This is a genomic window from Acidimicrobiales bacterium (genome assembly GCA_036270875.1).
Taxonomy (GTDB): Bacteria; Actinomycetota; Acidimicrobiia; order Acidimicrobiales; family AC-9; genus AC-9.
On sequence record DATBBR010000078.1, the window covers coordinates 35,332 to 47,889 of the forward strand.

Here is a 12,558-nt window from a genome sequence, read left to right on the forward strand (position 1 = left end):
TCCGATCAGCCAGCGGTCACCTCGTCGAGGTCGCGCCCGACGACCGCCGGCACCTCGTCCTCCGTCTCGACCCGAGGCCGGGCTGGCAGCCACATGGCCGCCACGACGGCGCCCACCAGGGCGACCCCGGCGGCGACCAGGCAACCGCCCACGAGGCTGTGCATGAACGCCAGCACCCCCGCCTCGTTGAGCTGGTGGGCCAGCCCTGCCAGCCCTGCCTGGCCCACGCGGTGGGCCGCCTCCACGGCGCCGCCGACGGAGCCCTGGGCGGCCGAGACGGCTTGACCGGGAAGGCCGCGCGGCAAGGTGGACGTCAGCCGCGAGCTGTAGAGCGAGGCGGCGACGCTGCCGATGACGGCCACGCCGAGCGTCGCCCCCAGCAGGCGGGTTGCATCGTTGACGGCCGAGCCAACCCCGGCCTTCTCCGTGGACACGGCACCCATGATCGCCTCGGTCGCAGGGGCGCTGGTCAGTCCCATCCCCGTCCCCAGGACGAGCATCTGGGCGGCGATGATCCCGTAGCTGGTGCCCTCCGTCGCCGTCGAGATCCACAGCAGGGCGCCACCGAACAGCACCATCCCCGTGGTGACGATGGCCTTGTTGCCCACCCTGACAGCGAGCCTCGTGCCCAGGACCGAGGACGCCCCCACGGAGAGGGCCACAGGTAGCAGGCGGACGCCCGTCGTGAAGGGAGTGAAGCCCTTCACGAACTGGAAGTACTGGGTGATGAGGAAGATGAAGCCCATCAAGGCGAAGAAGCAGATCGCCACGGACCCGCTGGCGGCCGTGAAGCGAAGATTGCGAAACAACCGCACGTCGAGCATCGGGTGGGGTATCCGGCGCTCGATGGCCGCGAACCCGCCGAGCAGCAGCACGCCGACCGCGAAGCCAGCGGCGGTGCGGGCGGAGCCCCAGCCCCAGTTGGGAGCCTCGATGACCGAGTACACGAGCGTTCCCATGCCGGCCGCCGAGAGCAGCAACCCCCGAAGGTCGAGCGGCGGCGTGCTCGGGTCACGGGAGGGCGGCACGAAGGCGGCGACCAACGCTGCGATCACTGCTGCGATCGGGACCATGAAGAGGAACACGCTCCCCCACCAGAACTGCTCGAGGAGCCAGCCCCCGACGATCGGGCCCGTGGCGATGCCAACGCCGACCGTCGCGCCCCAGAGCCCGATGGCCTTGGCCCGCTCCCGGCGTTCGGTGAAGACGTTGGAGATGAGCGACAGCGTCGCCGGGAAGATGAGGGCGGCGCCCACGCCCATCACCGCCCGGGCGGCGACGAGCTGGCCGGCCGAGGTGGCGAAGGAGCCGGCCAGGCTGGCGGCGCCGAACAGCCCCAGGCCGCTGAGGAGCATGCCCTTGCGACCGAGCCGGTCGCTCAGGCTCCCCGCAGCCAGCACGAACGCCGCGAAGACCAGGTTGTAGGCGTCGACCACCCACTGGAGGTCGGTCGTCGAGGCTCCCAGCTGGCGCACGAGGCTCGGAAGGGCCACGTTCACGATGGTGGTGTCCAGGTTGATGATGAAGGCGGCGAGCAGCAGTGCCAGGAGCACGGGTCCACGACGTGTCATGGGACAAGAAAGTAAAGTATCTGCTGCTTAAAGTCAACCACCGTGGTAGCGTGGGCGCCATGAGGTCGTACGGAGAGTTCTGCGCGTTGGCCCGAGCCCTGGACGTGGTCGGTGACCGCTGGACGCTACTGATCGTCCGCGAGCTGCTCATCCGGGCCTGCCGGTACACGGATCTGCGAGACGGGCTTCCTGGCATCGCCACCAACCTGCTCGCCGACCGGCTGCGCGAGCTGGAGGCCGAGGGCATCGTGCAGCGTGAGGAGCCGGAGCCGCCGGTCGCCACCACCCTGTACCGCCTCACCGACCGGGGGGAGCAGCTGCGCCCCGTTGTCCACCAGCTCCTGCGGTGGGGAGCGCCGCTTATGCTCGAGCCGGCCGGAGACGACGAGTTCCGGAGCCGCTGGCTGGTGGAGCCCATCGAGGCACTGTTGAACCGCGCAGGGGCCGAGACGCCCGACGTCGTCGTCCAGGTGGATACGGGCGACGAACCGCTCGTGATCGAGGCGAGCGGCGGACACGTCCGGGCCCGCACGGGCACCGCGCCGGAGCCCGACGCCATCCTGCGCGGTCCGCCCGACGCTGTCCTGGGTGTCGTGATGGGGTTCCTCGAGCCCGGCAGCCGGCAGGGGCGCAAGGTGACGATCGACGGCGACGGCGACGCCCTCGCCCGGCTCCGCCAGGGCTTCGGGCTAGCTTGAACCGACTTCGGCGCGCCCGCTAGAACACGGGCACTCCGTACGCGACCGGGAAGGTGGTCAGCGCCGTGGCGAGCGCCGGTGAGCTCCCAGGAGACTCCCTCGAGCAGGTCATGCCCCTGGCCAAGACACTGGGGATCGAGACTCTCGTGAACACCCCGAGCGCGGTACGGGCTCGGCTGAGCTGGGCGGAGTCGCTGTGCACGAGCGGTGGCGTCCTCCACGGCGGCGTCATCATGGCGCTCGCCGACAGCACAGGCGGGGTATGCGCGTTCCTCAACCTGCCCGAAGGCGCCAACGGGACGACGACCATCCAATCCACGACCAACTTTCTCCGGGCCGTGCGCGGCGGCCACATCGAGGCCGAGTCCCACCCACTGCACGCAGGCCGGACGGTGATAGTCATCGAGACAGATGTGACCGACGCCGAGGATCGACGCGTGGCCCGGGTGACCCAGTCGCAGGCCGTGCTGCGTCCGGCATGATCAGAGAGATCACGCCGTTCCGCATCAATGTGCCCGACGCCGTCCTCGCTGACCTGGACGAGCGGCTGCGGCGGACACGGTGGCCTGAAGCGGAGACGGTCGACGACTGGTCCCAGGGGATGCCCCTCGCCTACCTGAAGGACCTGTGCCGCTACTGGGCCGACGGGTACGACTGGCGACAGTCGGAAGCCCGCCTGAACGCCTTCGCGCAGTTCCGGACCACCATCGACGGGCTCGGCATCCACTTCGTCCACGTTCGCTCGCCGCAGCAGGACGCCCTGCCGCTGGTCATCACCCACGGCTGGCCGGGCTCGATCGTCGAGTTCCACAAGGTGATCGGTCCGCTGGCCGACCCGGCGGCGCACGGTGGCGACCCGGCCGACGCCTTCCATGTCGTGTGCCCGTCGCTTCCTGGATACGGGTTCAGCGACAAGCCCGCCCGCCCCGGTTGGGGCGTGGACCGCATCGCCCGGGCGTGGGCGGACCTGATGGCACGACTCGGGTACCGGCGCTATGGCGCCCAGGGCGGCGACTGGGGAGCGGCCGTCACCACGAGCATGGGCCACCAGGATGTCGAGCACCTCGCGGGCATCCACCTCAACATGCCGGTGGCACTGCCCGACCCCGCCACCATGGGCGAGCTGAGCGAGGGCGAGCAGGCTGCCCTCGCCGCCTTGACGCACTACGACCAGTGGGACAGCGGCTACTCGAAGCAGCAGTCGACCAGGCCGCAGACGCTGGGCTACGGCCTGGTCGACTCACCAGCGGGAGAGTGCGCCTGGATCGTCGAGAAGTTCTGGTCGTGGACGGACTGTGAGGGCGATCCGCTGAACGTGCTCAGTCGGGATGAGCTCCTCGACAACGTGATGCTCTATTGGATCCCGGGCACCGGCGCCTCGTCGGGCCGACTTTATTGGGAGAGCTTCCGTCACTTCGACCGGGAGCCCGTCGCCGTGCCCACGGGGTGCTCGATCTTCCCGAAGGAGATCATCCGGTCCTCCCGCCGCTGGGTCGAACAGCGCTTCTCGGACGTCCGACACTGGAACGAGCTCGACAAGGGCGGCCACTTCGCCGCCTTCGAGCAGCCGGAGACATTCGTCGACGAGCTGCGCGCCTTCTTCCGCCTCGTGCGCTAGCGCGGTTACCCGCCGCTCATGGCCTCGGCGGCGCGCTTGCCCATCTCCTCGGGCGGCACGTCCTCGACGTGGGTCGCCACACTCCACCTGTGCCCGAAGGGGTCCTCGAACTGGCCGCTCCGGTCGCCGTAGAACTGGTTCTCCACGGCCCGTAGGCTCGTGGCGCCCCCCTTGATCGCCTTGTCGAAGACGGTATCGACGTCCTCGACGTAGACGCTGATGGTGACCGGGCTGCCACCGACGCTCTTGGGGCCGCGGTTGCCCATCTCGGGGAACTCGTCGGCGAGCATGATGATGGAGTCACCGAGCTGGAGCTCGGCGTGCCCGACCTTGCCGTCCGGCGCCGGCATGCGCATCCGCTCGGTCGTGCCCAGCACCCTGCCATAGAAGTCGATCGCTGCCGCTGCGCCATCGACAGCGAGGTAGGGGATGACCTGCGGGTACCCCTCAGGGATTGGCTTGACCTCCGCCATGGTGTCCTCCTCGTCGCTCCGAACGTACGTTTGCAACCTAGCGGCCCCGGGCGCGATCGACAAGGCCCAGATTTCCGTCCTCAGGACCACAGCTCGGCGAGCAGGCGGTCGACCGCCGCCACGCCCCCGGCGGGGCCAGAGACGACAGCGCCGGCGGGCACGACGTCCGAGGACGGCACGGCTGACTCGGCATCCATGAGCGACTGCACGGCGGGGCTGAGGAAGCGGCTCACCGGCGCGTAGCCGTGGCGGTCGTCGAGCCCATGGCGATGGCGGTGGTACCGGAGCGGCATGCTGACCTCCAGCGCGTTCCGCGCTCGCGTCACAGCGACGTAGAAGAGCCGCCGCTCCTCGGCCAGCGCCGCCTCGTCGCCGGTGGCGAGGTCGGACGGGAACATGCCGTCGGCGGCGTGGATCACGTGCACCACGTCCCACTCGCCACCCTTGGCCGAATGGACGGTGGAGAGCACGAGCCAGTCGTCGTCCAGCGACGGGGGGCCGGCCAGATCACCGGTCACGACAGGCGGATCGAGGGTCAGGTCGGAGACGAACCCGGTGCGGCTCGACGCCGCGGCTCCCTGCTCGGCCAGCCGTTCGAGGTCGCTGCAGCGGGCGGCGGGAGCGTCGTAACGGCGCAGGACCACGGGACCGAGCCACTGTCGGAGCCGGTCGACCTGAGCCCCGACCGGAGGCGCCGTGTCCACCGCCGGGGCCGCGCCGCTGCACTCGGCGAGTGCTGCCCGCAGCCCGGCGAGGTCCTCGCGTGCCGGCCCAGGGACAGCCGGCGCGGCAGCCAGGAGCCGGGTGAGCGGCGACGCGGCCCCTGGGTCGGTCACCGGCCCGACATCGGATGTCGCGTCGGGACGACGCACTCCGAGCTGGCCGAGCACCCGTCCCGCGGTAGCCGGACCAACTCCTTCGAGCAGCCGCAGGACGCGGAACCAGGCCATCTCGTCCCACGGGTTGTCGAGCAGGCGGAGCAACGCCAGCAGGTCCTTGACGTGGGCAGCCTCCACGAACCGCAGCCCCCCGTACTTGACGTACGGGATCCGTCGCCGCCCGAGCGCCACCTCGAGCGTCGTGGAGTGGTGACCGGCTCGGAACAGCACCGCCTGCGACCGCAGCGCCACTCCGTCCTCGCGATGAGCCAGCACGGAGGCGCACACCGCCTCGGCCTGCGTCGCCTCGTCGGCGCAGCTCCGCAGCAGCGGTCGCCGCCGCCCGGGCCGTTCTGACCACAGGGCCTTGACCGTCCCGCCAGGCTCGTCGGCCATCACCTGGTTGGCCACGGCCAGGATCGGCGTGGTGGAGCGGTAGTTGTGCTCGAGCCTCACGACCGCGGCATCGGCGTACCGGCGCGGAAAGTCGAGGATGGCGACGGTCGAGGCGGCCCGGAATCCGTAGATGGCCTGGGCGTCGTCGCCCACCGCCGTCACCCCGCAGCCACCGGGCCGGAGCAGGTCCACCAGGTCCGCCTGGAGGGGGTTCACGTCCTGGTACTCGTCCACGAGCACGTGGTCGAACAGCCCCGACAACATGCCTCGACCCACCTCGGAGCCGCCAAGAGCCCGGACCAGCAGCAGCAGGTCGTCGAAATCGCACAGCTGCTGCGCCCGCTTGCGGCTGGTGTAGGCGGCGAAGACGGCCCGCATGGCGTCGATGTCCCGGCTGCACCACGGAAAGGACCGGGCCACGACCTCCGACAGGCGGACCTGGGCGTTGGCTACGCGGCTGAGGATGGCGGCGAGCGTCTCCTTGCGGGGAAAGCGGGCGCCGTCACGACCGCACACGTCGGACTCGCTCCTGACGAGGCCGATCAGCTCGGTGCTGTCGGCGGCGTCGAGCACGCTGAAGCTCGGGTCGAGCCCGATCAGCCGCCCATGATGACGGAGCAGCCGTTGCGCGACGGAGTGGAACGTGCCGCCCACGACCCGGGCGGCGAGCGCCGGATCGACCATGTGCCCCGCCCGGGTGCGCATCTCCGCCGCCGCCCGACGGGAGAAGGTGACCAGGCACACCCGCTCGGGCTGGGCTCCCCGCTCCAGAAGGTGGGCCAGGCGAGCAGCCAGCGTCGCCGTCTTGCCCGTCCCGGCCCCCGCCAGCACCAGGAGCGGGCGGTCGTCGTGCTCGACGGATCGTCGCTGCTGGGGATTGAGCTCCCACGTCACGAACGTATGTTCCCATGCCCGACGAGGTGCGGTCCAGCGCGACCCGGCAGGCCGGCTCGTCGCCCGATCGGCGTCAGCCGCCGGCGAGCGAGACGCTGCAGAGCCCGATGCGCTCGGACACGCCCTTCAGCCGGTGGGTGCGGGCCCGACCGAACCGAACGCCCGGCGCTCCGCCGACGGCGTCGCGCACATCGGTGGTCGCCAGCGCCTGGCCGCCTCTGGCGGCCTCGGTGACGCGAGCGGCCACGTTGACGGCATGACCGACCAGATCGGTGCGGCTCACCACCGCCTCGCCGACGTGCACGCCGGCCCTGAGGCGCAACGGGGCCGTGTCGGTCCCCAGCAACTCGAGCGCAGCGAGGACACCCGGCTTGGGCTCGTCGAACGACAACAGGAAACCGTCGCCGAGCTGCTTGACCACCCGGCCGTGCCAGCTCCGCACGATCGGCCCCACGGCGCGACGGTGATCCTGCACGAGCGCCGATGCGGCGGCGTCGCCGTGCTCGGCGGTGAAGGCCGTGAATCCCTCGAGGTCGGTGAACACCACGGTCACCGGCCGGGACTCGCCGTCGACTTGGCCCTCGGTCGACGAGAGCAGCTGCACGGCGCTCAGGCCCAGCTCCGCCAGCCGCGACGGTCGCTGCTCCACTGAACGCTCGAGAAAGCGCTCCAGGACCCCTGTCGGCGTCCCCGAGCTGATGGGGTGGGCCTCGGGGTCGTCCAGCCACTGCCGGTCGACCAGGCCCACCTCGAGGGCGGTGGCCGCTGTCTCCGGGTCGCTGCGGATGAGGTCGGCGGCCTTCCGGGAAACGGCCCTGCGCAACGCCTGGACGGTGGTGACGGCCGTGGCCCTGGCGGCGCGGGTCGGCTTGGCCATGACCGCAGCCTACGGCTCGGGCCCGTCCCGCTTGACGGTCCGGCCGGGATCAGTCGCGCTCGCAGGGCCGGTGCTTGTGCACGAGGCGATGGAGCTCGGCGAAGTCGAGGGGCCGACCCGGGAGGGGCGAGGCCTGGGCGGGGCGCAGCCCGTCGAGGACGATCGTGAGGTAGCGCTTGCGGAGGGTCGGCCCGAGGTCGCCAGCGAGCTCCACTGCGTGCGCGATGCCGGAGAACAGCATGGCCATGTCCGAAGGACCGATGTCGGACCTGATCGCCCCTGCCGCTTGGGCGCGGGTGACGAGCTCGGTCACCGTCTGGCGGAGCGACTCCTTGATGCGCCCCAGCACCGCCGGCGGGTCGAACTCGGACGCCATCTCTTCGGCCAGCGCCCGATTGCGGGCTTGCTGATCGGCCATGGCCGACGCGTACCGGCGAAGCGCCCTGCCCGGATCCGGGTCGCTGGCGGCGGCCTGTACGTCGCGCAGCATCGACTCGGCCCGCAGGGTGATGACGGCCTCGAGCAACGCCCGTTTGGTCGGGAAGTGGCGGTAGACGGTGCCCACACCGACACCGGCCCGCTCGGCGACGTCGTCCATCTGCGCCTTCAGCCCGATCTCGCCGAAGAGGTCCTCAGCGGCTTCGAGCACTCGCTCCCGGTTGCGGCGGGCGTCGGAGCGCATCCGACCCGCTGTTACATGTGTCACGCCCAAATCCCTTGACGACCGGAACCAACGCTCCGTATGTTGCCAAACGGAACCACGTCTCCGATTGTATGACAGGGGCAGCGAGGGGTGCGCACGTGACGGACCGAACGACCAATGGGCCCGCTCCTCTGGCCGTGCTCGATGGTGGAGAGGCGGCTCCGCGGCCGGCGCGTCGGGGCTACGGCCATCCGTGGCTCACCCTCGTGGCGGTCTCGTTCGGCTTGATGATGGTCGGCCTCGACAACACGATCGTCGCCGTCGCCAACCCGACGATCGGCCGTCACTTCGGCGCCAGCCTGGGCGGGCTCCAGTGGGTGACCAACGCCTACCTCCTCGCCGTGGCGACGGGACTGATCACCGGGGGCAAGCTGGGCGACCGGTTCGGGCGCAAGCGAATATTCCTGATCGGAACGGCTGGGTTCGCCCTCGCCTCCCTGGCCTGCGGCCTGTCCGCCTCGCTCAGCCAGCTGGTCGCCTTTCGCGTCGTCCAGGGGCTCTTCGGGGCCATGCTGTTGCCGCAGACCCTGGCCATCCTGCGGGCGACGTTCCCCGCTGAGCGCCTCGCCCAGGCGGTCGGCTTCTGGGCCGGTGCATCCTCAGTGGCCATCGCCTCGGGGCCGATCATCGGCGGCCTGCTGGTCGAGCACGTCTCGTGGCAGGCGATCTTCTTCGTGAACCTGCCCGTCGCCGCCCTCTCGGTGACCGTCGGTTCGTGGGTGATCAGAGACTCCAAGGACCTGAGCTCGGGTCGGGGCTTCGACCTCCCCGGCGTGCTGTTGCTCTCGGGAGGGCTCTTCAGCCTGATATGGGGTCTCATCCAGGCCGAGACGCACGGATGGGGGAGCACCGCGGTGCTGTCGTTCCTGGTTGCGGCGGCCGTGCTGCTGGCCGGCTTCGTCGTCCGCCAACGCGTGGCGGTATCGCCACTGATCCCGCTGAACCTGTTCAGCTCGGCGCGCTTCTCCGCGGGCGTCGGTCTCGTCGTGGCCGTGGCCTTCTGTCTGTTCGGAGTGCTCTTCTACATCACCCTCTACCTCCAGCGGGTCCACGGCTACTCGCCCGTCGGGGCCGGCGTGAGGATGCTGGCCCTGACGGCCGTGATCGGCGTGAGCGCGCCGCTCGGCGGCACGATCGTCGGCAGGATCGGCCCGCGCCTTCCCCTCACCGCCGGCTTTTTGCTGATCGCAGGCGGCTTGGCCGGGCTGTCCCAGCTCGGCCCGAGCTCCTCCTACCTGGGCATCTGGCCCTGGTTCGTGCTCATGGGCCTTGCCGTCGGGATGGTCCAGACGGGGGCGTCCCAGGCCATCGTCGGCAGCGCGCCGAGGGACCGCGCGGGCATCGCGTCCGGCGTCCAGACCACCGCTCTCCAGATCGGGGCGGTCCTGGGCACCTCGATCCTGGGCACGATCATGGCCAGCAGAGTCGCCTCGGTGTTCACCGGGAAGCTGGTGTCGGATGGCGTGCCGACCGCCACGGCCCACCAGCTGGCCTCGGCCTCCCACGCCGTGGCCCAGGGCATCGTGCCCACGGCAGCAGGCAGCCCGACGGTCACCCGGGCAGTCACCAACGCCTCGCTCACCTCGTTCACCAGCGGGCTGGAGACAGCCTTCCTGGTGGGGTCGGCCGTGGCTCTGGTGGCCGCGCTGGTCGCGTTCGTCGCTTTCCGAAGCCCCGCCCCGTCGCCGTCAGCGGTGGAGATCATGCCGGAGCCGGCGGCGGCCGCCTGAGCCCCTAGACCCCGTCGCAACAGGAGACTGACGCGTGCACACCATCGCCACCTGGTGCTTCCGCCACCGGCGGATCGTCCTTGCCGCCTGGCTGCTGGGCCTCGTCGCCCTCTTCGGACTCTCCAGCGCCGCCGGTAGCGCGTACTCGAACTCCTTCACGCTTCCTCACACGGACTCGACGAAGGCAATCGACCTGCTCAAGGCGGCGTCGCCCCGACAGTCGGGCGACACCGAGCAGATCGTGGTGGGCACCAGGGGCGGGGTGACGATCGAGGACCCCGCCGTCCAGTCACAGGTGAACGCCATGCTGGCCCGGGTGTCGGCGCTTCCACACGTGACGACGGTCGTCTCCCCCTACGGCCCCGCGGGGGCGAGCCAGGTGAGCTCGAACCGCACGATCGCCTTCGCCACGGTCACCTTCGACGAGCTGGGCCAGAGCGTCCCGACCGACGAGGCGACCACGCTGGTCAACGTGGCCAAGTCGGCCGACGCCAGCAACGTCCAGGTCGCCGTGTCCGGCCAGGTGGCGGAGAAGGCGAACCGCCCGGGCCTGGGCGGCAGCGGCATCGGCATCATCGCCGCCGCCGTCGTCCTGTTCCTCGTCTTCGGCTCGCTGCTCGCCATGGCCCTTCCATTGATCTCGACCCTGGTATCCCTGGGCACGGCCATCTCGCTGATCGGGTTGCTCAGCCACGTGCTCAAGATGCCCGAGTTCTCGTCCCAGCTCGTCCTTCTCATCGGGCTCGGTGTCGGCGTGGATTACGCGTTGTTCATCGTGACCCGCCACCGGCAGGGGCTCCTCGCCGGGCGTGACGTCCAGTCGTCGCTCACGACTGCTCTCCGCACGTCGGGACGCGCCGTTCTCTTCGCCGGCGTCATCGTCTGCATCGCCCTGCTGGGCATGTTCGCCCTCGGGATCAGCTTCCTCAACGGGTTGGCCGTGGCGGCCAGCATCGGCGTGCTCTTCACGATGGCCGCATCCCTCACGCTGTTGCCGGCCCTGCTGGGCTTCATGGGTCCTCGTGTCCTGTCGCGCCGCCAGCGCGCCGCCTTGGCCACCGCCGGACGGGTGGATGACGGCGACCGAAGCAGGTGGGCCCGCTGGTCCGCCCGCCTGGAGCGGGCGCCGCTGGTGCCCGCGGTGGCCGCGGTCGCGGTGATCGTCGTCCTCGCCCTGCCCTTCTTCTCGCTCCGACTCGGCGCGTCCGACCAGGGCAACGACCCGACGACGACGACGACCCGTCAGGCCTACGACCTGCTGGCCACCGGGTTCGGGCCCGGCTTCAACGGCCCCCTCCAGCTGACCAGCGTCGTGCACGACCCGAGCCAGGCGGCCGCCCTCCAGAGGGTCGTCACCGCCGTGGGCGACCAGCCGGGTGTGGCGCGGGTGAGCGCGCCGCGACTCGTGCCCGCGCCGGGCGGTGGCCAGGTGGCGCTGGTCAACGCCTACCCCCGCTCGGCGCCTCAGGACGCGGCCACGACCGACCTCATCCAACACCTCCGCAGCCAGGTGATCCCGCCCGCCGTGGCTGGGTCCCACCTCGTGGTGTACGTCGGAGGCAACACGGCCATCTTCTCCGACTTCAGCCATGTCCTGGGATCCAAGCTCCCCATCTTCGTCGGCGTGATCGTCGGGCTGTCCTTCCTGCTGCTCGTCGTGGTGTTCCGCAGCCTGGTGATCCCGGTCACGGCGGCGATCATGAACCTGTTGTCGGCGGGCGCCGCCTTCGGCATCATCACGGCCGTCTTCGAGTGGGGCTGGCTGGGCTCGGTGGTCGGGATCAGCCGCAGCGGCCCGGTCGAGGCGTTCCTACCCGTGATGCTGTTCTCGATCCTGTTCGGCTTGTCGACCGACTACGAGGTGTTCCTGGTCACCCGGATCCACGAGGAGTGGCTGCGCACAGGCGACAATGGCGCCGCCGTGCGCCGAGGGCTCGCCGCCACCGGACGGACGATCACCGCCGCGGCCGCCATCATGGTGCTGGTCTTCGGATCGTTCATTCTCGGGGGCGAACGGGTCATCAAGGAGTTCGGACTGGGCCTCGCTGCCGCCATCCTCGTCGACGCCGTGGTCATCCGCAGCGTGGCCATACCGGCGATCATGCTGCTGATCGGTCGGGCCAACTGGTGGTTCCCGTCCTGGCTCGACCGGCGGCTGCCGCGCATCTCGATGGAGCCCGAGCTCGAACCGGGTGACGAGGTGGAGCCGAAATTGGTGGGGGCTGGCGCAGCGCGCGGATGACCACGCTCGCCGGTGGCTCAGGACGACGCCGGCGACGACGCGTCGAGCCCGGCCTGGATCTGCTGGATGGACTCGTTGGTGTCGAGGTAGTCGCGCCAGCTCGTGACCTTGCCCGAGCCGTCGACCTCGACGATCGTGGCGCCTTCCATCACGACGGCCACGCCGGGGGTGTCCTCCGCTCCGGGCCCCCGGTAGGTGCCGCGACCAGTCCACTCGAACACGGCCCACCGCGCCTCGCCGCGGATGCTGTCGACGCGCTGGGTCCAGTCGGGAAAGATGCTCCGGGTCAGCTCGGCGACGCCGTGGATGTCGGACGTCCAAGGCGTCACCGGATCCCGGAAGGCCCGTTCCTCGGCGAAGAGGGCCGCCCACGAATCGAGGTCGTCGACGGCTTCGAACCTGCGTGCCCACGCCTGCCAGTCCACGACTGCCAGCCTGGACCAGGGCGCAGCCGGTGGCAAACGGGTGCACGACTACG

General features: G+C 70.6%; 11 protein-coding genes. 5 read left to right on the forward strand and 6 right to left on the reverse strand.

What is annotated here, in order from left to right; translation table 11 throughout:
* Window positions 1-5: 5 nt before the first annotated feature.
* The gene (locus VH112_09495) at window positions 6-1,571 is read right to left on the reverse strand and encodes an MFS transporter (GenBank protein ID HEX4540467.1); all 1,566 of its coding nucleotides are present in this window, start codon (window positions 1,569-1,571) and stop codon (window positions 6-8) included.
* A gap of 59 nt (window positions 1,572-1,630) precedes the next feature.
* Between VH112_09495 and VH112_09500 the strand changes: the two genes are divergently transcribed.
* The 3 genes from VH112_09500 to VH112_09510 all read left to right on the forward strand — a co-directional run bounded on the left by VH112_09500 (window position 1,631) and on the right by VH112_09510 (window position 3,887).
* The gene (locus VH112_09500) at window positions 1,631-2,269 is read left to right on the forward strand and encodes a helix-turn-helix domain-containing protein (GenBank protein HEX4540468.1); all 639 of its coding nucleotides are present in this window, start codon (window positions 1,631-1,633) and stop codon (window positions 2,267-2,269) included.
* A 65-nt stretch (window positions 2,270-2,334) separates the two neighbouring features.
* Window positions 2,335-2,751, forward strand: a complete 417-nt coding sequence (locus VH112_09505; GenBank protein ID HEX4540469.1) for a PaaI family thioesterase — start codon at window positions 2,335-2,337, stop codon at window positions 2,749-2,751.
* Window positions 2,748-3,887: an epoxide hydrolase gene (locus VH112_09510; GenBank protein HEX4540470.1), complete on the forward strand. Its 1,140-nt coding sequence runs from the start codon at window positions 2,748-2,750 to the stop codon at window positions 3,885-3,887. The genes VH112_09505 and VH112_09510 overlap by 4 nt, the downstream gene beginning before the upstream one ends.
* 5 nt (window positions 3,888-3,892) lie before the next feature.
* On the opposite strand, the gene VH112_09515 is transcribed toward VH112_09510, so the two are convergent.
* From VH112_09515 to VH112_09530, 4 genes are all read right to left on the reverse strand, one after another.
* Window positions 3,893-4,360, reverse strand: a complete 468-nt coding sequence (locus tag VH112_09515) for a VOC family protein (GenBank protein HEX4540471.1) — start codon at window positions 4,358-4,360, stop codon at window positions 3,893-3,895.
* An 80-nt stretch (window positions 4,361-4,440) separates the two neighbouring features.
* The gene (locus tag VH112_09520; GenBank protein ID HEX4540472.1) at window positions 4,441-6,528 is read right to left on the reverse strand and encodes an ATP-dependent helicase; all 2,088 of its coding nucleotides are present in this window, start codon (window positions 6,526-6,528) and stop codon (window positions 4,441-4,443) included.
* Window positions 6,529-6,601: 73 nt separating this feature from the next.
* Window positions 6,602-7,405, reverse strand: coding sequence for an adenylate/guanylate cyclase domain-containing protein (locus VH112_09525; GenBank protein HEX4540473.1), 804 nt, complete (start codon window positions 7,403-7,405; stop codon window positions 6,602-6,604).
* Between the two features lie 49 nt (window positions 7,406-7,454).
* On the reverse strand, window positions 7,455-8,087 hold the full coding sequence (locus VH112_09530) for a helix-turn-helix domain-containing protein (GenBank protein HEX4540474.1): 633 nt from the start codon (window positions 8,085-8,087) through the stop codon (window positions 7,455-7,457).
* A gap of 119 nt (window positions 8,088-8,206) precedes the next feature.
* Here VH112_09530 and VH112_09535 point away from each other — a divergent pair, with 119 nt between their 5' ends.
* Both VH112_09535 and VH112_09540 read left to right on the forward strand, forming a co-directional pair.
* A complete protein-coding gene (locus VH112_09535; protein HEX4540475.1) occupies window positions 8,207-9,838 on the forward strand; it encodes an MFS transporter in 1,632 nt (543 codons plus the stop codon).
* Between the two features lie 34 nt (window positions 9,839-9,872).
* Complete coding sequence (locus VH112_09540; GenBank protein ID HEX4540476.1) at window positions 9,873-12,080, forward strand: MMPL family transporter; 2,208 nt, start codon at window positions 9,873-9,875, stop codon at window positions 12,078-12,080.
* 17 nt (window positions 12,081-12,097) lie between these two features.
* Here VH112_09540 and VH112_09545 read toward each other — a convergent pair whose 3' ends face one another.
* Window positions 12,098-12,505: a nuclear transport factor 2 family protein gene (locus VH112_09545; GenBank protein HEX4540477.1), complete on the reverse strand. Its 408-nt coding sequence runs from the start codon at window positions 12,503-12,505 to the stop codon at window positions 12,098-12,100.
* Window positions 12,506-12,558 lie beyond the last annotated feature (53 nt).

Excerpts from the sequence above, each read along its gene's own strand:
- VH112_09495 (HEX4540467.1), bottom strand. The coding sequence starts at position 1,571 with ATGACACGTCGTGGACCCGTGCTCCTGGCACTGCTGCTCGCCGCCTTC.
- VH112_09500 (HEX4540468.1), top strand. The coding sequence starts at position 1,631 with ATGAGGTCGTACGGAGAGTTCTGCGCGTTGGCCCGAGCCCTGGACGTG.
- VH112_09510 (HEX4540470.1), top strand. The coding sequence starts at position 2,748 with ATGATCAGAGAGATCACGCCGTTCCGCATCAATGTGCCCGACGCCGTC.
- VH112_09515 (HEX4540471.1), bottom strand. The coding sequence starts at position 4,360 with ATGGCGGAGGTCAAGCCAATCCCTGAGGGGTACCCGCAGGTCATCCCC.
- VH112_09525 (HEX4540473.1), bottom strand. The coding sequence starts at position 7,405 with ATGGCCAAGCCGACCCGCGCCGCCAGGGCCACGGCCGTCACCACCGTC.
- VH112_09530 (HEX4540474.1), bottom strand. The coding sequence starts at position 8,087 with ATGCGCTCCGACGCCCGCCGCAACCGGGAGCGAGTGCTCGAAGCCGCT.